The organism is Streptomyces sp. T12, assembly GCF_028736035.1.
In the GTDB taxonomy this organism is placed as follows: Bacteria; Actinomycetota; Actinomycetes; order Streptomycetales; family Streptomycetaceae; genus Streptomyces.
The window spans coordinates 281,675-302,115 of sequence record NZ_CP117866.1; the positions used below are offsets into that span (position 1 = coordinate 281,675).

Consider the following 20,441-nt stretch of genomic DNA (forward strand, 5'->3'; position numbering starts at 1 on the left):
CGCCGCGTCACCGCCACAGCCATAGAGTGACGTACATCACGCCCGGCCGATGTTTCCCCCTCTCCCCCCGATCGGCCTCTGGAGGGCACATGACTCACATCTCGGTGAAGGTGGACGGCACGACGTACGAGGACGACGTGGAGCCCCGCCTCCTCCTGATCCACTATCTGCGCGACCGCCTCGGTCTGACCGGCACCCCGATCGGCTGTGACACCACGAGCTGCGGGAGCTGCACCGTCGAACTGGACGGCACCGCCGTCAAGAGCTGCACCGTGCTCGCCGTCCAGGCGGACGGGTGCGAGGTGACCACCGTCCAGGGACTGGCCCACGACGGCGACTGGACGGCCCTGCAGCGGGCCTTCCACGAGCGGCACGCGCTGCAGTGCGGCTACTGCACCCCAGGGATGATCATGGCGGCCCGCGATCTGCTGCGCGAGCACCCCCATCCCACGCCGGACGAGGTACGGCACGGCCTGGAGGGCAATCTCTGCCGCTGCACCGGCTACCAGAACATCGTGCGGGCGGTGCTGGACGTCTCCGAGGAGGAGGTCACGGCATGAGCGAGACCGTCGAACGCGAGGTCGGCCGCGCCCGGACCCGCAAGGAGGACGCCCACCTGATCACCGGGCAGACCAACTGGACCGACAACATCAGCGTCAACGGACTGCTGCACCTGTCGATCCTGCGCAGCCCGATGGCGCACGCCCGCATCGACCGCGTCGACGTGTCGGCGGCCCTCGAACTCCCCGGCGTCATCGCCGCGTTCAGCGGACGCGACCTCGCGGAGGCGATGGGCTCGCTGCCGTGCGCCTGGCCCGTCGCAGAGGACACCGTCGTGCCGGACCACCCGCCGATCGCCGTCGACGAGGTGCGCTACGCCGGCGACCCGGTGGCCGTCGTGGTGGCCCGCGACCGGTACACGGCCGCCGACGCACTGGAGGCCATCGAGGTCGACTACACCCCGCTGCCCGCCGTCCTGGACATCGAGGGGTCGCTGGCCGAGGGCACCGCGCTGGTCCACTCCGACAAGGGCACCAACCGCTGCTACGACTACCACTCCGCGAGCGGCGACTACGCCGCCGCCAAGGCACGGGCCGACGTCGTCGTGACCCGTCGCTACCACCAGCAGCGCCTCATCCCGACCGCGATGGAGCCCCGCGCCGTCGTGGTCACCCCGCTCGCCGCGTCCGGCGACTTCACCCTCTACTCCTCCACCCAGATCCCGCACGTCCTGCGGGTCCTGCTCGCCGTCACCACCGGCATCCCGGAGAACAAGATCCGCGTCGTCGCCCCCGACGTGGGCGGCGGATTCGGCTCGAAGCTCCAGGTCTACGGCGAGGAAGTGATCACCCTCGTGCTGGCCAAGCGCCTCGGCCGGCCCCTGAAGTGGACCGAGTCCCGCTCCGAGGCCAACGTCGCCACCCACCACGGCCGCAGCCAGGTCCAGGACATCGAGATCGCCGCCCGCAGCGACGGCACCGTGCTGGGCCTGAAGGTCTCGCTGCTGGCCGACATGGGCGCCTACCTGATGCTGCTCAGCCCGGGCATCCCGGTCCTCGGCGCCTCCATGTACCCGGCGATCTACAAGATGGGGGCCTACGACTTCTCCTGCACCGGCGTCTTCACCAACCGCACCCCGATCGACGCCTACCGCGGAGCGGGCCGCCCGGAGGCCACGTACGCGATCGAGCGGATCATGGACGACCTCGCCGCCGAACTCGGCATGGACCCCGTCGACCTGCGGCGCCACAACTGGATCCGGCACGAGGAGTTCCCGTACACCACGATCGCGGGGCTCACCTACGACAGCGGCAACTACGAGGCCGCCACCGACAAGGCGCTCGCCCTGTTCGACTACGACAAGCTGCGCGCCGAGCAGGCCGACCGCGTCGACCACGGGGACACCGTACGCCTCGGCATCGGCGTCTCCACGTACACCGAGATGTGCGGCCTCGCGCCGAGCCGCTGGCTGGGCGAGATGCGCTACGCCGCGGGCGGCTGGGAGGCGGCGAGCATCCGGGTGCTGCCCACCGGCAAGGTCGAGGTCGTCACCGGCACCAGTCCGCACGGACAGGGCCATGTGACGTCCTGGAGCCAGATCGCCGCCGACGCCCTCGGGGTGCCGTTCGAGGACGTCGAGGTGATGCACGGCGACACCATGCTGGCGCCCCACGGCATGGACACCTACGGATCGCGCTCACTCGTCATCGGCGGCGTCGCCGTCCACGAGGCGGCACGCAAGGTGGTGGACAAGGCCCGCAAGGTCGCCGCCCACCTGCTGGAGGCGAGCGAGGCGGACCTCGACTTCGCGGACGGCGCCTTCACCGTCAAGGGCTCTCCCGAAGCCCGCAAGACCATCCAGGAGGTGGCCTTCGCGGCCTTCGCCTCGCACGACCTGCCCGACGGCATGGAACCGTCGATCAACGCCGAGCACGTCCTGGACCCCGACACGTTCTCGTTCCCGCACGGCACCCACCTGTGCGCGGTCGAGGTCGACACCGAGACGGGTGCCGTGCACATCCGGTCGTACGTGTGCGTCGACGACGTCGGCAAGGTGATCAACCCGATGATCGTGGAGGGCCAGCTGCACGGCGGCATCGCGCAGGGCATCGCCCAGGCACTGTACGAGGAGGCCCTGTACGACGAGGACGGCAACCTGGTCACCGGCACGCTGGCCGACTATCTGGTGCCGGGCGCCCCGGACCTGCCCGAGTTCGTCACCGACCGCACCGAGACACCGGCGACCTCCAATCCCCTGGGCGTCAAGGGGGTGGGCGAGGCGGGCACGATCGCCTCGACGCCCGCCGTGGTCAACGCGGTCGTGGACGCCCTGCGCCCCTTCGGTGTCCAGGACATCCGGATGCCCTGCACACCCGAACGGGTCTGGCAGGCCGTTCGCTCCGGGAAGGAGACGTCGGCATGATTCCCCCCGCATTCGAGTACGCCCGTCCCAGCAGCGTCGACGAGGCGGTGCGCACGCTCGCCGACGCGGGCGAGGACGCCAAGGTGCTGGCCGGCGGGCAGAGCCTGCTGCCGCTCATGAGGCTGCGGCTGGCCTTCCCGGAACTGGTCGTCGACGTCAACCGCATCCCCGAGCTGCGCGGGGTGCGGGAGGACGGCGACACGCTGGTCATCGGTGCGATGACCACGCACCACGACGTCATCGCGGATCCGCTGGTCCGGCGGCACGCGGGACTGCTGGCGGCCGCCACCTCGACGGTCGCGGACCCGGCCGTACGGCATCGCGGCACCCTCGGCGGCTCGCTCGCACACGCCGACCCGGCCGGAGACCTGCCCGCGGTGGTACTGGTGATGGACGGTGAGCTGGTGGCCCAGGGACCGCGCGGGCAGCGCACGATCCCGGCGCGGGAGTTCTTCGTCGACTATCTGCAGTCCGCGCTGGCGCCCGACGAGCTGCTGGTCGAGGTGCGGATCCCGAAGGCGGACGGCTGGGGCTTCCGCTACGAGAAGTTCCACCGGGTCGCCCAGGCCTGGCCCATCGTCGGCGTGGCCGCGCTGGTACGGCGCGACGACGGGCACATCGCCGAGGCACGGGTCGGGCTGACCAACATGGGCACCACGCCCCTGCGGGCCCCATCCGCCGAGGAGGCGCTGTCCGGCGCCGGGGACCCGGACGCCGTGGCGCAGGCCGCCCAGGAGGCGGCACAGGGCACCCGGCCGTCCCAGGACACCTCGGCCTCACCCGAGTACCGGGCGCATCTGGCGCGGGTGCTCACCAAGCGGGCGGTGCTGGCGGCCGCCGGGATGGGGTGAGCGGCGATCACCGGCGTGGGCGGGTCGATCACCGGCATGGACGGCCCGGAGCAGGTGCGGGACCGCCTGGAGGCGACGGGGTACCTCGTCGACGACGGGCTGGCCGTCGCCTGCTTCCTCGCCCTGCGGCTCGGCCGGCCGCTCTTCTGCGAGGGCGACGCGGGCGTCGGCAAGACCGCGCTCGCCTCCGCCCTCGCCGAGGCGCTCGACGCCCCGCTGATCCGGTTGCAGTGCCACGAGGGCATCGACGCCTCGCAGGCCCTGTACGACTGGGACTTCCCACGTCAGCTGCTGCACCTACGGGCCGCCGAGGCCGCCGGCGTCACCGACTCCGACCTTCTTGAGGGTCAGCTGTACGACCGGCGCTTCCTGGTCGCCCGGCCCTTGCTGCGCGCCCTGGAGACCCAGCCGTCCGTGCTGCTGGTCGACGAGATCGACCGGGCCGACGACGAGTTCGAGGCGTTCCTGCTGGAGCTGCTGTCGGAGTACTCGGTGACGATTCCGGAGCTGGGCACCCTGCGGGCCGAGGTGCCGCCGGTGGTCGTGCTCACCTCCAACCGCACGCGCGAGGTCCACGACGCGCTCAAGCGGCGGTGCCTGTACCACTGGTTCGACCATCCCGGCTTCGCCCGCGAACTGGCCATCGTGCGGCGGCGGTTGCCACAGGTGTCGGCGCGGCTGGCGGAGCAGGTGACGGCCCTGGTGCAGGCGCTGCGCGCGCAGGACCTGCTCAAGCCGCCCGGTGTCGCCGAGACGATCGACTGGGCCGAGGCCCTGGACACGCTGGGCGCGAGCGAGGTGGACGCGGAGCTGGCGGTGGCGACGCTGGGTTCGGTGCTGAAGTACCGGGAGGACGCCGAGCGGGCACGGGGGCTGGACTTCGCGGCGGTGCTCGCGACGCGAGGGGCGTGACCGGCATGACTGACGGGACCGGCATGACAGGCGGCACCGGCATGACAGGCGGCACCGGCATGACAGGCGGCACCGGCATGACAGGTGTGACGGGCGTGACGGGCGTGTTCGCCGCGGACGCCGCGCTTCTGGGCTTCGCCCGTGCCCTGCGCGCGGCGGGCGTCGACGCGAGTGCCGAGCGGGTGCACGCGTTCCTGTGCGCGGTGGACGTCCTGCGGCCGGGGCTGCGGGCCGACGTGTACTGGGCGGGGCGGCTGACGCTGTGCGGGGACCGGGACGACCTGGAGCGGTACGAGCGGGTGTTCGCTGCCTGCTTCGGTGGCGGTGAGCGGGTCAGCCGTACGGTGCCCACTCCTCCCCCACCTCGACTGCGGCTGGTCGTCAGCGGCGGCACCGGCACCTCCGCAAGTGCCGAGCCCAAGGCCCCGCCGACGGCCTCCCTGGCCAGCACCGCCGAGGTCCTGCGCCATCGCGACGTCGCCGACCTGGACGCCGCCCAACGCGAGCAGGTGCGCCGGCTGCTGGCCGCGTTCGCGTTGCGCGGCGAGACACGCCGCTCCGCGCGCCGGAGCCCGGCCAGACGCGGCGAGGTCGATCCGCACCGGACGGTGCGGGAGCTGTTGCGGCGCGGTGGGGAGCCCGCACGCCTGCGGCGGCACGCGCGGGCGGAGCGGCCCCGCCGGGTCGTGCTGCTCGTGGACGTCAGCGGCTCCATGGCGCCGTACGCAGATGCGCTGTTGCGCTTCACGCACGCGGCCGCCCACACACGAGGCACCGAGGTGTTCACGATCGGCACCCGGCTGACCCGGGTGACCAGGCAGATGTCGCACCGTGATCCGGACCTGGCGATGGCCGCGGTCGCGGCGGCGGTGCCCGACTGGCGCGGGGGTACCCGGCTGGGCGAGCTGCTGCGGGCGTTCCTGGATCGCTGGGGGCAGCGCGGCATGGCGCGCGGTGCGATCGTGGTGGTGCTGTCCGACGGCTGGGAGCGCGGCGACCCGGAGCTCCTGGCGGCCCAGATGCGCCGCCTGCACCGGCTGGCGCACCGGGTGATCTGGGCCAATCCGCGCAAGGCGCGCCCCGGCTACGCGCCCCTGGCGGCCGGGATGGCGGCGGCGCTGCCGAGCGTGGACGCCTTCGTCGAGGGGCACAGCCTGGCCGCCCTGGAGCGGCTGGCGGCGGTGGTGAGAGGAGCGGTCGATGCGTGACATTCTCCCGGTGCTCGGCGGCTGGTACGCGGCCCGCGCGCCGTTCGGACTCGCCACGGTGGTCGCCACGAGCCGCAGCGCCCCGCGCGACCCCGGCGCCGCGATGGCGGTGGGACCGGACGACGAGGTCGTGGGCAGTGTGTCCGGCGGCTGTGTCGAAGGGGCCGTCTTCGAACTCGCGCAGGAGGTGGTGGCGAGCGGCGAGGCGCGGCTGGAGACCTTCGGGTACAGCGACGAGGACGCGTTCGCGGTGGGGCTCACCTGCGGCGGCGAGATCACCCTGCTCGTGCGTCCGGTCACGGCCGTCTCGGATCCCTCCTTCGGCGAGGTCGCGGAGTCGGTCGCGGCGGGCCGGCCGGTGACCGTGGCGACGGTGACCGACGGGCCCGCCCCGCGCGGAGCGGCGCTGGCGGTGTGGCCGGACCGGGTCGCGGGCACGCTCGGCACGTCCGGCCTCGACGTGGCGGTCACCGCCGACGCGCGCGGTGAACTCGCCCTCGGCGCCACGTGTTCGCGGCACTACGGTCCCCGCGGTGAGCGCCGCGAGGACGCGGTCACCGTCTTCCTGCACTCCTTCGCGCCGCCGCCGCGCATGCTGGTGTTCGGCGCGATCGACTACGCGGCCGCGGTCGCCCGCATCGGCGACTTCCTCGGCTACCGGGTCACGGTGTGCGACGCCCGCCCGGTGTTCGCCACGCCGAAACGCTTCCCGGACGGCGTGGAGGTGATCGTGGACTGGCCGCACCGCTATCTGAGCGGCACCGACACCGACGAACGCACCGTGATCTGCGTGCTCACCCACGACCCGAAGTTCGACGTACCGCTGCTCGAAGAGGCACTGCGCCGGCCGGCGGCGTACATCGGGGCGATGGGCAGCCGCCTTACACACGACGACCGGATGAAGCGGCTGGCCGAAGCCGGGCTCGGCGAGGACGAGTTGGCCCGACTGCGCTCCCCGGTCGGGCTCGACCTCGGGGCCCGTACGCCCGAGGAGGTCGCCGTGTCCGTCGCCGCCGAGATCGTCGCCCTGCGCTGGGGCGGCAGCGGCACTCCGCTGACGGCGACCGCCGGCGCCATCCATCCGCACGGAACGCGGGTGCGCCCGCGGGGAGCATGAGGGAGGAAGTCATGGAACTGCACCACGAGTTCACCGTCCCCGTCCCGGTCGACGAGGCCTGGCGCACGCTCCTCGACATCGAACGCGTCGCGCCCTGCATGCCCGGGGCGAGCGTCGAGGAGTACGACGGCAAGACCGTGACCGGCGCGGTGAAGGTCAAGGTGGGCCCGATCACCGTGACGTACAAGGGCACCGCGGTCTTCGAGGAGCAGGACGAGTCGGCGCACCACATGGTGCTGACCGCGCGTGGCCGGGAGACGCGGGGGCAGGGCACCGCACGGGCCACGATGACCGGCACGCTCAGCGAGCGCGACGGCGGTACGGCCGTGTCGGTGGACACCGATCTCACCGTGACCGGGCGGCCGGCGCAGTTCGGGCGTGGGGTCATGGCCGAGGTGGGTGACCGGCTGGTCGGGCAGTTCGCCGCGTCCCTGTCACAGCGGCTGACCGAGCCCGCGGGGGGTGCGGCGGTGGCCGAGGAGCAGCTGGAGCAGCCGCTCGATCTGCTCCGCACGGCCGGGGTGCCGGTGGCGAAGCGGGCCGCGATGGCGGTGGTGACGGCAGGCGTGGTGTTCGGGGTGGTGCTCGGGGTGGCGCGCATCCTGCGGTGGCGGCGGGCCCACCGCGCCTGATCCCGGCGTCACACCTGGTCCCGGCGTCACACCTCCTGATCCCGGCGTCCCGATGAGCCCGCGAGTGACTCGATTCCGGGGGTGTAAGGCGGGCGAGAAGGGGTACGGGGCTCCACAAGGAGGCATACGTGCCCCCGAACAACGCCTCTGAGCGGGAAGGAGGTCCATGACAGCGCATTACCGAGTCCGGGCCGCTTCCCTTCGCATGGGGCGGCCCGGATCTTGTTGAGGCGCGTGCCCCGTTGACGCCGGCTGTCAGCGCGGTGGCAGCCGGTGCAGTTCCACGTCCGTGAGGCGGCCCTCGGCCACGGCGGCGGTCATGTAGGTGCAGTGGGGCTGGCGACGGCGGTCGGTCGGCGAGCCGGGGTTGAGCAGGCGCAGGCCGGCCGGGGCGGTGGTGTCCCAGGGGATGTGGCTGTGCCCGAAGACCAGCACGTCGAGGTCGGGGAACCGGGCGGCGCAGCGCGTCTCGCGGCCCTGTGCGGGCCCGGTCTCATGGACCACGCCGAAGCGCAGACCGCCCAGCTCGACGTACGCCACCTCCGGCAGCCGGGCGCGCAGGTCCGGTCCGTCATTGTTGCCGTGGACCCCGACGAGCCGGGCGCAGCGGCTCTCCAACAGGTCGAGCGTGGCCGCGTCGACCCAGTCCCCGGCGTGGAACACGACGTCCGCGCGCGGGAGTTCGGCGAGCAGCGGATCAGGCAGTGCCTTGGCGCGCTTGGGCAGGTGGGTGTCGGACATCAGCAGGAGGCGCACGGCGTCAACGTACGGCATCGATCGTTGAGCAGTGGACAAAAGGCGTGGCAGGGTTAGGATTTGGCCACGAACGCCGCAATCCGACGCAAACGCCCAGCGACCCCCAGGGGGGCTCGGAGACCGATGCCGGTCAAGGTCAGCGTGGTCGTCCCCGTGTACAACCCCGGGGTCTATGTCGAGGACTGCATCGCGTCGCTGTTCAGGCAGTCGCTCCCCCCGGACGCGTACGAAGTGATCTTCGTCGACGACGGTTCCACCGACGACACACCCGCCCGGCTCGACGCGCTCGCCGCCACGGATCCCCGGGTGACCGTCGTCCACCAGGCGAACTCCGGCTGGTCGGGCAAGCCCCGCAACGTCGGGATCGCCGCCGCTCGCGGCGAGTACGTGATGTTCGTGGACCACGACGACCACCTCGGCGACGAGGCCCTGGAGCGGATGTACGACTACGGCGTGGCCCACGGCGCCGATGTCGTGGTCGGCAAGATGGCCGGCAAGGGCCGCGCGGTGCCGGTGGAGCTGTTCCGCCGCAACCACCCGCGTGCCACCGTCGCCGACGCGCCACTGATCGACAGCCTCACCCCGCACAAGATGTTCCGCCGCGCCTTCCTCGACGACATCGGCCTGCGCTTCCCCGAGGGCAGACGGCGCCTGGAGGACCACGTCTTCGTCACCGAGGCGTACCTGCGCGCGAGCAACGTCTCGGTGCTCAGCGACTACGTCTGCTACTACCACGTCCGCCGGGACGACGCCTCGAACGCCGGCTTCCGGCGCTTCGACCCCGGCGGGTACTTCAAGAACCTCCGGGAGGCCCTGGACGTCGTCGAGCGGTACACGGAGCCGGGCCCCCTGCGCGACCGGCTGCTGCGCCGCTGGCTGCGCGTGGAGATGGTCGAGCGGCTGCGCGGGCGGCGTTTCCTCGCCATGCCGGCGGACTATCGCCGGGAGCTGTTCGAGGAGATCCACCAGGTCGCCGTGGAGCGGTTCGGGCCCGGGGTCGCGGCCGGGCTGCAGCCGACACAGCAGGTCGTCGCCGCGCTGATCGCGGCGGATCGGTACGACGACGTGGAGGCCTTCGCCGAGTGGGAGGCCGGCATCGCGCTCACGGCTGTCCCCGGGCGCGTGGCGTGGGAGGACGGCACGCTGCGGGTCGGCTTCTCGGCCGAGTTCGCGGCCGCCGGCGAGGCGATGGCCTTCGCCGCCGACCCGGCCGCCCGTACGCCACTCGACGGCCCGCCCGGGGACCTGGCCGCGGCCATCGCCTGGGTGGGCGAGGACACCGTCGCCCGGTTCGGCGAGGCCACCGCGGACCTGCTGCTGCGTGAGCGCTCCAGCGCCGCCCAGTACTTCCAGCCGCTTGCGTTCACCCGGGAGGAGGTGCCGGCCGGCGACGACCGCCGGGTCCGCCTGGTCCTGCACGCCACCGCCGCCGTCGATCCCGTCACCCTCACCCGCGACGGCCTGTGGGACGCCTTCGTCCGCGTCAAGCTGGGCGGCTGGACCAAGGAGTGCCGTCTCGGCCCCGCGCCGCGCGAGGACCGCCCCGCCCCGCACGCCGGCATCGTCGGCGGCCACGTGGTCCTGCCGTACTGGACCGCACCGCGGGCGAACCTCGCCCTGGACGTGGACCGCGCGACCCGCCGACTCGGCCTCGGCACCCTCACCCCGGACGACGTCACGGTCTCGGGCGCCCGACTGCGCGCGCTGCTCCCCCTGCACGTCCCCCACGACGGCACGGACGTCTCGCTCCGCCTCACCTCGTCCGGCACCGCCCGTGACGTGCCCGCCACCCTCTCCCCGCAAGGGTCCGGGGCCCTCCTGGACGCCCTGCTCCCCCTGGGCGACCTGCGGGGAACGACCTGGCGGACGGCGCTCGGCGCACCTGGCCCGCGCTTCCTCACGCTGCCGTTCGCCCTGCGCGCCGGCGCCGGCGGAGTGCGCGCGGTCCGGACTCCCCGCCCCAGTGCCCTGCGACGACTTGTCCGTAGGGCACGGCGCGGGCTCGGTACGGCGCTGGGGCGAACGGCGGCCCGGCTGCGGGCCCGGGCCCGGCGGCGGTGACGGCATGCGATCGCTCGGCATCGAAGGCGCCTGGGCGCTGGAGCCCAAGGTCTTCCCGGACGACCGAGGCAGTTTCCACGAGTGGTACCGGGGTGCCGAGTTCCGCGAGGCCACCGGCTACGACCTGTCCCTGGCACAGGCGAACTGCTCGGTCTCCCGCCGGGGCGTACTGCGCGGCGTGCACTTCTCGGACGTGCCGCCCGGCCAGGCCAAGTACGTGACGTGTCTGCGCGGCGCCGTCCTGGACGTGGTGGTCGACCTCCGCGTCGGCTCCCCCACCTTCGGGCGCTGGGAGGCGCTGCGCCTCGACGACGACGGCCGACACGCGCTGTTCCTCGCGGAAGGCCTCGGGCATGCCTTCATGGCGCTCACCGACGAGGCCACCGTGATCTACCTGTGCTCGACGGGCTACGCCCCGGAGCGCGAACACGGGGTGCACCCGCTCGACCCGGACCTGGGCATCGCCTGGCCGGAGCACATCCCGCCGGTACTGTCACCCAAGGACGAGCAGGCACCGTCACTGGCAGAGGCGCGAGAGGCCGGCCTGCTCCCGTCGTACGAGACCTGCGCCGCCCACTACGCCCAACTGCGCACGGGGCGACTCGACGGCGGCTGACGCCAACGCCCCCGAGGGGCGCGGGGCTGTATCGATATGGGGCTCCGCAGAGGAACGACGACACATCGCGGCACTACGGACGGCTGCCGGCAACCCCCTCGACCGCCTTCCGCAACGGCTCCCACCCCCGCGCCCGCCGCACACCCAGCCCCCGAGCCCGCCCGAGCGCCCGCCAGAACCCCGCGCCGAGCAGCACCTCGGGCGCCACCGCCCCCGCCCGGTCCAGGATCGTCTCGGGGACCTTCTGCGGATCGGGAACGTCGTACTCGGCGACGATCTCGTCGTACCGGTCACGCAACACCCGGTTGCGGGGATCGGCACCGAAGACGACGAGCTGCCCGGTCGGCCGGGTGTCGACGAGAACGGTCACCAGATCAGGGCGATAGCGCCCGAGAATCTCGGCGATCTTGTAGACGTCCCCGGTCCAGGCACCGGTGTGCCGGTCCCGCGCCGCCTCGTCGACGTTGCGCGGCAGCATGTCGTCGAAGACGATCACGCTGGTCCAGTCGGAGTGCCGCTCGATGTTCATGAAGTCCCGCAGCGCGTACTCGAACAGGTGCATGCCGTCGATGAACGACAGGTCGAGGACGGTACGCCGCCAGTACCCGAGCGGACTGCGGCCCCGGCGCAGGTTGCGCAGCGGGTGACGGCCGCCCTTGAGGTGGATGAGCGGGTTGTCGCGGGCGAAGAAGTCGTCGCTGGTGGCCTTGACCAGGTGGACGTCGCAGCGGATCTCCGTGACGACCTTGAAGGCGGGATCGACGGCGATGGTCGGGACGCGGGAGAGTCTGAGGCTGCGGCCGTCGTTGACGCCGATCTCCAGGTAGTTGCGGTTTCCGCTGACCTTGTGCAGGTCCCTCAGGAACTCATGGCGTTTCACGAAGGGTCTCCTTGCGGATCCGGGGCAGTGCTTCCTGCAGAGCGGTGCGCCAGTCGCGCGCTCGGGCGAGACCGAGCCGCCGGACACGGCCCTGCGCGAGGACGCTGTACGCGGGGCGGGGCGCTGGCCGGGGGAAGGCCTCGCTGGTGACGGGGCGCACCCGGGCGGGATCGGCGCCGAGGAGCTGGAACACCTTGCGGGCCAGGTCGTACCAGGTGGCCTCGCCGGAGTCGGTGGCGTGGAGGATGCCGGTCGCGTCACGGCCGACGCGCGGGCCGAGGTCGGCGATGAGCGCGGCGACATCGGCGCTCCAGGTGGGCTGCCCGCGCTGGTCGTCGACGACGTCGACGGTGTCCCGGCTCGCCTCCAGCTCGATCATCGTACGGACGAAACTGCGGCCGTGGACGCCGTACAGCCAGGCGGTGCGCACGATGGCGCTCGCCGCCGGGAGTTCGTCCAGTACGGCCCGCTCGCCGGCGAGTTTGGTGCGGCCGTAGGCGGTGCGCGGGGCGGTGGGATGGTTCTCCGCGTAGGGGGTCCGGGCGTCGCCGGCGAAGACGTAGTCGGTGGAGACGTGGATCAGGCGGGCCTCGTAGGTGGTGCAGGTGTGGGCCAGGAGGCCCGGGCCGTCGCCGTTGATGCGCAGGGCCCGTTCCTCGTCCTTCTCGGCGTCGTCCACGGCCGTGTACGCGGCGCAGTTGACGACCACGTCGGGGTGGTACGCGGCGAGGGCGCGGTCCACGGCGTCGGGGCTGGTGACGTCGAGGCCGCCGTGGTCGAGGCCGGTCACCTGTTCACCGCGGGCACGGAGTTCCTCGACCATGTCGTGGCCGAGCATGCCGCCCGCGCCGGTGACCAGCCACCTCATCCGTGCTCCTCACCTACGCGGCGCTTGAGGGGTTCCCACCAGGCGCGGTGGTCGCGGTACCAGGCGACGGTGTCGGCGAGGCCCGACGCGAAGTCGTGGCGGGGCCGGTAGCCGAGTTCGGTGCGGGCCTTGGTCCAGTCGACGCAGTAGCGCAGGTCGTGGCCCTTGCGGTCCTCGACGTGCCGCACCCGGTCCCGGTCGGCGCCGCAGGCGTCCAGCAGCAGGGCGGTGAGGTCCCTGTTGCTCAACTCGGTGCCGCCGCCGATGTTGTAGATCTCGCCGGGGCGGCCCTTGGTGCGGACGAGTTCGACGCCGTGGCAGTGGTCGTCGACGTGCAGCCAGTCGCGGACGTTGAGTCCCTCGCCGTAGAGGGGGACCTGCTCGCCGTCGAGGAGGTTGGTGATGAACAGCGGGACGACCTTCTCGGGGAACTGGCGCGGGCCGTAGTTGTTGGAGCAGCGGGTGACGCGGACGTCCAGGCCGTGGGTGCGGTGGTAGGCGAGGGCGAGCAGGTCGGAGGAGGCCTTGGAGGCGGAGTACGGCGAGCTGGGCCGCAGGATGCCCCCCTCCGTGGCCGAGCCGGTTTCGACGGAGCCGTAGACCTCGTCCGTCGATATGTGCACGAAGGGTGCGACGCCGTAGCGCAGGGCCGCGTCCAGCAGGGTCTGGGTGCCGAGCACGTTGGTGAGGACGAAGTCGGCGGCGCCGGTGATCGAACGGTCCACATGGGACTCGGCGGCGAAGTGCACCACCTGGTCGGCCTCGGCCATCAGCTTGTCGACCAGCTCGGCGTCCCGGATGTCGCCGCGCACGAACTCCAGCCGGGGGTGGTCGAGTTCGAGGTTGTCGAGGGTGCCGGCGTAGGTGAGCTTGTCCAGCACCGTGATGCGTGGTGCCTCGGGTGCGCCGGGTGCGCTCGGTGCGTCGCGGGCGAGCAGCGTGCGGACGTAGGTCGAGCCGATGAAGCCGGCGGCGCCGGTGACGAGAAGGTTCATGTGTGGATCTGCACCTTGCTGTGGTCTCCGAGGACGAGGCGGTGGGCGCTGGGGACACTGGGCGCGGGGGTGACCTCGACGTGCCGTCCGATGAGCGAGGACTCGATCCGGCCCACCCCGTCGATCGAGGAGTCCCGCAGCACGATGGAGAACTCCAACTCGCTGTCGGTGATACGGCAGTTCTCCGCGATGGAGGTGAAGGGGCCGACGTAGGAGTCCTCGACGACGGTGCCGGTGCCGACGACGGCGGGGCCGACGATGCGCGAGTTGACGATGCGCGCCCCCTCCTCGACGACCACCCGACCGACGGTCTCAGACGCGTCGTCGACGTCGCCGTCGATGCGGCGTGCGAGGCCCTCCAGGACGGTCCGGTTGACCTCCAGCATGTCGGTGACGTTCCCGGTGTCCTTCCAGTAGCCCTTGATGACCGTGCAGCGCACGTCGGCGCGGGCGTCGATCAGGTGCTGGAGGGCGTGGGTGATCTCCAACTCGCCGCGCCAGGACGGTGTGATGGCGCGGACCGCGTCATGGATCCTCGGCGTGAACAGATAGACGCCGACCAGGGCGAGGTCGCTCTTGGGGTGCTCCGGTTTCTCCTCCAGGCCGATCACCTGTCCCGTGTCGTCGAGTTCGGCGACGCCGAAGGAGCGCGGGTCCTGGACGCGGGTGAGCAGGATCTGGGCGTCGGGGCGGTTGCCGCGGAACTGCTCGACGAGGTCGGTGATTCCGCCGACGATGAAGTTGTCGCCGAGGTACATCACGAAGTCGTCGTCGCCGAGGTAGTCGCGGGCGATGAGGACGGCGTGGGCCAGGCCCAGCGGGCGTTCCTGAGGGATGTAGGTGATCTCCAGACCGAACTTGGACCCGTCACCGACCGCCTCCTGGATCTCCGCGGCGGTGTCACCGACGATCACGCCGACGTCGGTGATGCCGGCCGCGGCGATGGATTCCAGTCCGTAGAAGAGCACGGCCTTGTTGGCCACCGGCACGAGCTGTTTGGCCGAAGTGTGCGTGATCGGCCTCAAGCGCGTACCGGCGCCGCCGGACAGCACGAGAGCCTTCATCGGTTCACCTTAGCCCCGATTCCCCCGATTTGACGGTGCGGGGATTGGCTTGTTCGCAGCTTCCGCGCCGCCGGACGTTCACCGGCATCCGGCCTCACCCGCCCAGTGCGATCTCGCTCCACACCTGTTTTCCGCCACTGACCGGCACCGTTCCCCACGCCGCCGACACGGCCTCGACCAGGAGGACGCCGCGGCCGCCGGTGGCCTCCCAGCTGATGCTGGTCGGTTTGACCGGCGTGCGGGGTGAGGCATCGGCGACCGCCACCCGCAGCCGGTGGTTGACGAGGGTCAGGTCGAGGCGGACCCGGCCGTCGGTGTGCACGAGGGCGTTGGTGACGAGCTCGGAGACGACGAGCAGAACGGCGTCCATGTCCTGCGGCGGCACGCCCCAGGAGCGCAGGGTGCGCCGGGTGAAGCGGCGGGCGTGGCCGACGGCCTGCGGGACGCGCCACACCGTCCAGCTGTCGCGCAGCGGGCGCACGGCCATGCCCTCGTAGCGCATGAGGAGCAGGGCGATGTCGTCGGTGCGGCGCGCGCCCACGAGCAGGGCGTCGGCGACGAGGCCGAGGTGGGCGGGGTCGGCGAGGGCGAGTTCGTGCGCGAACCGGTCCATTCCGGCGTCGATGTCGGCGTCGGGGGACTCGACGAGGCCGTCGGTGGTGAGGGCGATCACCGTGCCGGGCTGGAGGCTGAGCGGGCTCATCGGGAAGTCGGCCTCCCGCATCACGCCGAGCGGGGGTCCGCCCTCCGCCTCGGCGATCTCCGTGCTGCCGTCCGGGTGGCGCAGCACCGGCGGGAGGTGGCCGGCGCGCACGCACCAGGCGGAGCCCTCCTCCAGGTCGACGTCCACGTAGCAGCAGGTGGCGAAGAGGTCGGTCTCCATGTCCATGAGGAGGCGGTTGGCGTGGTGGACCACCACGTCCGGCGGGTGCCCTTCGACGGCGTAGGCGCGCAGCGCGGTGCGCATCTGGCCCATGAGGGTGGCGGCGGCCGCGCTGTGGCCCTGGACGTCGCCGATGACGAGGGCCACGTGGTTGTCGGACAGCGGGATCACGTCGTACCAGTCGCCGCCGACCTCCAGCCCTGCCGTGGTGGGCAGATAGCGGGCGACGGCCTCCGCGCCGGGCAGCCGGGGCAGCCGGCGGGGCAGCAGCTGGCGCTGGAGCATGCCGACGAGTTCGTGTTCGGCGTCGAAGGCGTGGGCCCGCAGCAGGGCCTGGCCGGCGAGGCCGGCGGAGGCGGTGAGCAGGGCGCGTTCGTCGGGGCCGAAGTCGTGCGGGGCGTCCCAGCCGATCAGGCAGGCGCCGGCCATGCGGCCCCCGGCGGGCAGGGGCAGGACCGCGAGACCGCCCGGGCCGACATCGGCGAGGGCGGGCTCCAGCGGGGTGCCGGCGGGCCAGATCTGGGCGCGGCCCTCGCGCAGGGCGGCGGCCAGGGTGGGCATGGCCCGTACCGGCGCGTCCGGCCACTCGGCACGCCACTCCATGCGCCACAGCTCCGGCCAGTACTCGGGTTCGGGCGGGTCGAGGACGATGACGACGAGACGGTCGTTCTCCAGCTCGGCGAGCGCGATGCGGTCGGCACGCAGTGGCTTGCGCAGGGCGGTGACCACGGCGTGGCTGACGTCGCGGACGGTGCCCGCGGTGGCGAGGGCGGCGGCGAGGCGCTGCACGCGGGCCACGTCGGTGACCTCGGCGCGCAGTGTGGAGGTGTCGGCGACGGTGCCGACGAGGCGGGCCGGCTGACCCTCGCCACCGGGCAGGAGGCGGCCGCGCAGCCTGAGCCACTTGGGCGGTCCGGTGGGCTGCAGGACCCGGAACTCCAGCTCACGGTCGCCGATGGACATGTGACCGGCCTCGACGACGGACATCAGCGACGGCAGGTCCTCCGGGACGGTCAGGCCCAGCAGCGTCTCGACCTTGCCGTCGAACTCGTCCGGGCCGAGGCCGAACAGCTCCAGGATGTCGTCGCCGACCTCGACGCGGCCGCTGTCCATGGCGAGGCTGAAGGCGCCCGCCGACAGCTCGCCGCCCTCGGCGGCCACAGACAGGGCGGGCAGGGCGACGGCCTCGGCGACCAGCTCCAGGCACGCGCGGTCCGCGGTGTCGAAGCCGCCCGGGCTCTCGCTCACGGCCAGCAGACAGCCACCGCCGTCGTCGCCCTGGGCGGGGAGGACGGCCAGGTGGAAGTCCCGCGACGGCGCCCGTCGCGACGCCGCGGAGTCGGCGATCTCCTCCGGGGCGAGCCACACGAAGCGGCCGGTGCGGTGGGCGTCGGCGACCGGGGAGCGTCCGGCCAGGGCGTATCCGTCGCGCAGTCCGTACAGGGTCCGGGGCACACCGACGGACTCGATCAGGCACAGCAGCTCGCCGTCCTCACTCGGCGTGTACACGGCGGCGAAGGAGGCTCGGGCGAAGACGAGCGCCTGCTCCAGGACCCGGCGCAGCCGCTCGGGCGAGTCCGGCTCGACGGCAAGCGCCTTCAGGGCGCCTTCGGCACGCAGACTCCTCGTCCTGCGTCCCGCGGCGCCCTCATTGACCACGTCCGCCATTACAGCGCTTATGAGACACCTGCGCAGCCCCTGTGACCATTCGATGGAGCGTCAACGAGGGCCACAGTCGAAATCCTCCGAACAGTTCTTGACGCATGCGTTCCGCACGGTGATCTCGTGACAGCCGTGACTGTCCGCGCCCGGCCGGCCGCTGGAAGTCTCGGCGTCGGGCCACGGAGGGGGACGCATGGACAAGCGGTACGAGGTGTACGCGCTCGCCGACCGGCACTTCTACGAGACGCCTGAACGCATGTCGGCAGGGACACCGGGCACCGGGCTCGGCTACGAGACGGCACGGCGCGAGGTGCCGGAGGGCTGGGACGCGGCGCGGATCGGCGACTGGCTGACGCTCACGCCGCTCGGCGCGGACGGGGCGCCCGTGCCCGGTCCGGCCCAGGGCTGGAAGATCCACGCCTCGGCCACCCGGGACAACGCGGAGCGGATCGCCGCGATCGTGTGGGACTACTGCGTGCCCCGGCGCATCCCGTTCAAGTTCGTGCCGGCCCCGCATCTGCTGCATCTGCGCAACACCAAGTACGCCGCCCGCGACACCAGCGGCAAGTTCGTCACGATCTACCCGGCCGACGAGGAGCAGCTGCACGTCGTGCTGCGCGAGCTCGGGGGGCTCCTGGAGGGCTTCGAGGGGCCGTACATCCTCACCGATCTGCGGTGGTACGAGGGCCCGCTCTACGTCCGCTACGGCGCGTTCGCGCGCACCTTCGTCGTCGACGAGCGCGGCTCGCTCGTGCCGGCGGTGCGCGACGGCGAGGGCAAGCGGGTGCCGGACCGGCGGGCGCCGTCCTTCCAGGTGCCGGAGTGGGTGACGCTGCCGGCCTTCCTGGAGCCGCATCTGACGGCACGCAACACCACGACGGTGGGCGAGCTGCCGTACCGCATCGAGAAGGCGCTGCACTTCTCCAACGGCGGCGGGGTGTACGCGGGCACCGACACCCGGGACGGGCGCAAGGTAGTGCTGAAGGAGGGGCGGCCGCACGCGGGGCTGGCGGCCGACGGGGCGGACGCGATAGCGCGCCTGGAGCGGGAGAAGTCCGCCCTGGAGCAGGTGGCGGGGACGGGCGTGGTGCCCCGGGTGCGGGACTGGTTCACGCTCGGCGACCACCGGTTCCTGGTCATGGACTTCCTGGAGGGTCGCCCGCTGAACTCGTTCTTCGCCGAGCGGCATCCGCTGCTCACCCCGGACCCCGACCCGAAGGCGGTGGCCGAGTACACGGCGTGGGCGGTGCGCATCCACGGCGCGGTTCAGCGGGCGGTGGAGGCGGTGCACGCGCGCGGGATCGCCTTCAACGACCTGCACGTCTTCAACATCATGGTCGGCCCCGACGAGGAGTCGGTGTCCCTGCTCGACTTCGAGGCGGCGGCGCCGATCTCCGAACAGGGCCGGCAGGTGGTCGCCCACCCCGGCTTCTTCGCCCCGCCGGACCGCACCGGCGCCGACGTCGACCGCTATGCGCTGGCCTGTCTGCGGCTCGCCCTGTTCCTGCCGGTCACCACCCTGTTCGTGGTCGACCGGGGGAAGGCGGCCCACCTCGCCGAAGTGATCACTCGTCAGTTCCCGGACGTACCAAAAGAGTTCCTGGACGAGGCGGTGGCGGAGATCACGCGGGGCAGCACGGCGCCGGCACCGGCGTTCGTGGAGCCCGGGGACTGGCCCTACAGCCGCGACTCCATGGTCAAGGCGCTGCTCGCCTCGGCGACCCCGGAACGCGACGACCGGCTCTTCCCCGGCGACATCACACAGTTCAACGACGGCGGCGGCCTCGGGCTGGCGCACGGCGCGGCCGGGGTGCTGTACGCGCTGGACGCGGTCGGCGCCGAGCGGTACGAGGAGGGCGAGCGCTGGCTCCTGGCCCGCACCGCGCCGCCGCCGACGGGCACGCCGCTGGGGCTGTACGACGGTCTCGCGGGCGTCGCCCACGTCCTGGACCGGCTCGGCCACCGGCAGCGCGCCCTCGACCTGATCGAGCGGATCCTCGCGGAACGGTGGCAGAACCTCTCCTCCGACCTGCACGGCGGGCTGGCCGGACTCGGGCTGGTCCTCGGTGAACTGGCCCGCACGACCGGCGAGTCGGAGCTCGGGGACCGTGCCGCCGAGGCCGCCGACATCCTCGTACGACGACTCGCGCAGCCCCTTGCGGACTCCCCGAAGCGACGCCGGGCCGGGCTGCTGCGAGGGGCGAGCGGGCCCGCGCTGTTCCTGCTGCGGCAGTACGAACGGACCGGTGAGCCACTGCTGTTGAAGGCTGCCGAAGTGGCGCTGCGCCGGGACCTGGACTGCTGCATGACGCACCCGACCGGCTCGCTGGAGGTCGACGAGGGCTGGCGGACGCTGCCGTACCTCGGTGACGGGAGCGCGGGCATCGGGATGGTCCTGGACGACTACCTCGCCCAAGGCGCCGACTCGGAGGGAGAGTTCGAGCGGGCGCGCGCCGGCATCCTGACCGCCGCCACCAGCCGCTTCTACGTACAGCCCGGCCTGTTCCAGGGCCGTGCCGGGATGATCCTGCACCTCGCGCGCACGGACACGCCCGGCGCGAGCAAGGAGCGGCTCGCCGAACAGATCGACGGGCTCGGCTGGTTCGCGATGGACTACCAGGGCCAACTGGCCTTCCCCGGCCACCAGATGATGCGGCTGTCGATGGACCTGAGCACCGGAACGGCAGGGTGCCTGCTCGCGCTCGGCGCGGCCCTCGACACCCCGGACACCGCTCACCTGCCGTTCCTGCCGCCGCTCGGGCGGCCCCACATACGCGGTTCCGCGACTTGACGGAGCCGTGACCCAACCCCGTCCCCACGGGTGGACGACACCGAAGGAAGGAAACGAGATGGCACTTCTCGACCTGCAGGCGATGGAGTCCGATGAGCTGACCGGCGGCGGTGGCGCCAGCACGCTCAGCCTGCTGTCCTGCGTCAGCGCGGCGAGCCTGACGCTCTGTCTCTGACCAGCACCGTGCGTCCATGACTTCGGGCGGTCCACTCCCGCGAGGGA

The 20,441-nt window shown here is 72.4% G+C and carries 17 protein-coding genes; 11 read left to right on the forward strand and 6 right to left on the reverse strand.

The genetic code is table 11. From position 1 onward, the window contains the following. Window positions 1–89 precede the first annotated feature (89 nt). From PBV52_RS01290 to PBV52_RS01320, 7 genes are read left to right on the forward strand one after another with little or no spacing between them, the layout of a single operon-like run. On the forward strand, window positions 90–560 hold the full coding sequence (locus PBV52_RS01290) for a (2Fe-2S)-binding protein (RefSeq protein WP_274236382.1): 471 nt from the start codon (window positions 90–92) through the stop codon (window positions 558–560). Continuing rightward, a complete protein-coding gene (locus PBV52_RS01295) occupies window positions 557–2,923 on the forward strand; it encodes a xanthine dehydrogenase family protein molybdopterin-binding subunit (protein ID WP_274236383.1) in 2,367 nt (788 codons plus the stop codon). Before PBV52_RS01290 ends, PBV52_RS01295 begins: the two co-directional genes overlap by 4 nt. Next, on the forward strand, window positions 2,920–3,774 hold the full coding sequence (locus PBV52_RS01300) for a xanthine dehydrogenase family protein subunit M (RefSeq protein WP_274236384.1): 855 nt from the start codon (window positions 2,920–2,922) through the stop codon (window positions 3,772–3,774). Before PBV52_RS01295 ends, PBV52_RS01300 begins: the two co-directional genes overlap by 4 nt. Window positions 3,775–3,810: 36 nt before the next feature. Continuing rightward, window positions 3,811–4,686: a MoxR family ATPase gene (locus PBV52_RS01305; RefSeq protein ID WP_274249212.1), complete on the forward strand. Its 876-nt coding sequence runs from the start codon at window positions 3,811–3,813 to the stop codon at window positions 4,684–4,686. 5 nt (window positions 4,687–4,691) lie between these two features. Continuing rightward, window positions 4,692–5,894: a VWA domain-containing protein gene (locus PBV52_RS01310; RefSeq protein ID WP_373921806.1), complete on the forward strand. Its 1,203-nt coding sequence runs from the start codon at window positions 4,692–4,694 to the stop codon at window positions 5,892–5,894. Beyond that, window positions 5,887–7,011, forward strand: a complete 1,125-nt coding sequence (locus tag PBV52_RS01315) for an XdhC family protein (protein WP_274236385.1) — start codon at window positions 5,887–5,889, stop codon at window positions 7,009–7,011. The genes PBV52_RS01310 and PBV52_RS01315 overlap by 8 nt, the downstream gene beginning before the upstream one ends. Before the next feature lie 11 nt (window positions 7,012–7,022). Further along, complete coding sequence (locus PBV52_RS01320) at window positions 7,023–7,643, forward strand: SRPBCC family protein (protein WP_274236386.1); 621 nt, start codon at window positions 7,023–7,025, stop codon at window positions 7,641–7,643. 255 nt (window positions 7,644–7,898) lie between these two features. On the opposite strand, the gene PBV52_RS01325 is transcribed toward PBV52_RS01320, so the two are convergent. Beyond that, on the reverse strand, window positions 7,899–8,399 hold the full coding sequence (locus PBV52_RS01325; protein ID WP_274236387.1) for a metallophosphoesterase: 501 nt from the start codon (window positions 8,397–8,399) through the stop codon (window positions 7,899–7,901). Between the two features lie 123 nt (window positions 8,400–8,522). Here PBV52_RS01325 and PBV52_RS01330 point away from each other — a divergent pair, with 123 nt between their 5' ends. Together PBV52_RS01330 and rfbC are read left to right on the forward strand one after the other, a co-directional pair. Next, window positions 8,523–10,460, forward strand: coding sequence for a glycosyltransferase (locus PBV52_RS01330; protein ID WP_274236388.1), 1,938 nt, complete (start codon window positions 8,523–8,525; stop codon window positions 10,458–10,460). Between the two features lie 4 nt (window positions 10,461–10,464). Continuing rightward, the gene (gene rfbC / locus PBV52_RS01335) at window positions 10,465–11,076 is read left to right on the forward strand and encodes a dTDP-4-dehydrorhamnose 3,5-epimerase (protein ID WP_274236390.1); all 612 of its coding nucleotides are present in this window, start codon (window positions 10,465–10,467) and stop codon (window positions 11,074–11,076) included. 73 nt (window positions 11,077–11,149) lie between these two features. Here rfbC and PBV52_RS01340 read toward each other — a convergent pair whose 3' ends face one another. The 5 genes from PBV52_RS01340 to PBV52_RS01360 all read right to left on the reverse strand — a co-directional run bounded on the left by PBV52_RS01340 (window position 11,150) and on the right by PBV52_RS01360 (window position 17,434). Then, window positions 11,150–11,956 (reverse strand): class I SAM-dependent methyltransferase, encoded by an 807-nt coding sequence (locus PBV52_RS01340; protein ID WP_274236391.1) that lies wholly within the window; start codon window positions 11,954–11,956, stop codon window positions 11,150–11,152. Then, window positions 11,943–12,824 (reverse strand): dTDP-4-dehydrorhamnose reductase, encoded by an 882-nt coding sequence (gene rfbD, locus PBV52_RS01345; protein WP_274236392.1) that lies wholly within the window; start codon window positions 12,822–12,824, stop codon window positions 11,943–11,945. The genes PBV52_RS01340 and rfbD overlap by 14 nt, the downstream gene beginning before the upstream one ends. Beyond that, window positions 12,821–13,819, reverse strand: coding sequence for a dTDP-glucose 4,6-dehydratase (gene rfbB, locus PBV52_RS01350; protein ID WP_274236393.1), 999 nt, complete (start codon window positions 13,817–13,819; stop codon window positions 12,821–12,823). The genes rfbD and rfbB overlap by 4 nt, the downstream gene beginning before the upstream one ends. Beyond that, on the reverse strand, window positions 13,816–14,883 hold the full coding sequence (locus PBV52_RS01355) for a glucose-1-phosphate thymidylyltransferase (RefSeq protein ID WP_274236394.1): 1,068 nt from the start codon (window positions 14,881–14,883) through the stop codon (window positions 13,816–13,818). Before PBV52_RS01355 ends, rfbB begins: the two co-directional genes overlap by 4 nt. Before the next feature lie 94 nt (window positions 14,884–14,977). Further along, window positions 14,978–17,434, reverse strand: a complete 2,457-nt coding sequence (locus PBV52_RS01360; RefSeq protein WP_274236395.1) for a SpoIIE family protein phosphatase — start codon at window positions 17,432–17,434, stop codon at window positions 14,978–14,980. A 187-nt stretch (window positions 17,435–17,621) separates the two neighbouring features. On the opposite strand from PBV52_RS01360, the gene lanKC reads away from it, so the two are divergent. Both lanKC and PBV52_RS01370 read left to right on the forward strand, forming a co-directional pair. Continuing rightward, the gene (lanKC, locus tag PBV52_RS01365; RefSeq protein ID WP_274236396.1) at window positions 17,622–20,219 is read left to right on the forward strand and encodes a class III lanthionine synthetase LanKC; all 2,598 of its coding nucleotides are present in this window, start codon (window positions 17,622–17,624) and stop codon (window positions 20,217–20,219) included. 58 nt (window positions 20,220–20,277) lie between these two features. Then, complete coding sequence (locus PBV52_RS01370; RefSeq protein WP_274236397.1) at window positions 20,278–20,394, forward strand: SapB/AmfS family lanthipeptide; 117 nt, start codon at window positions 20,278–20,280, stop codon at window positions 20,392–20,394. Window positions 20,395–20,441: the final 47 nt, after the last annotated feature.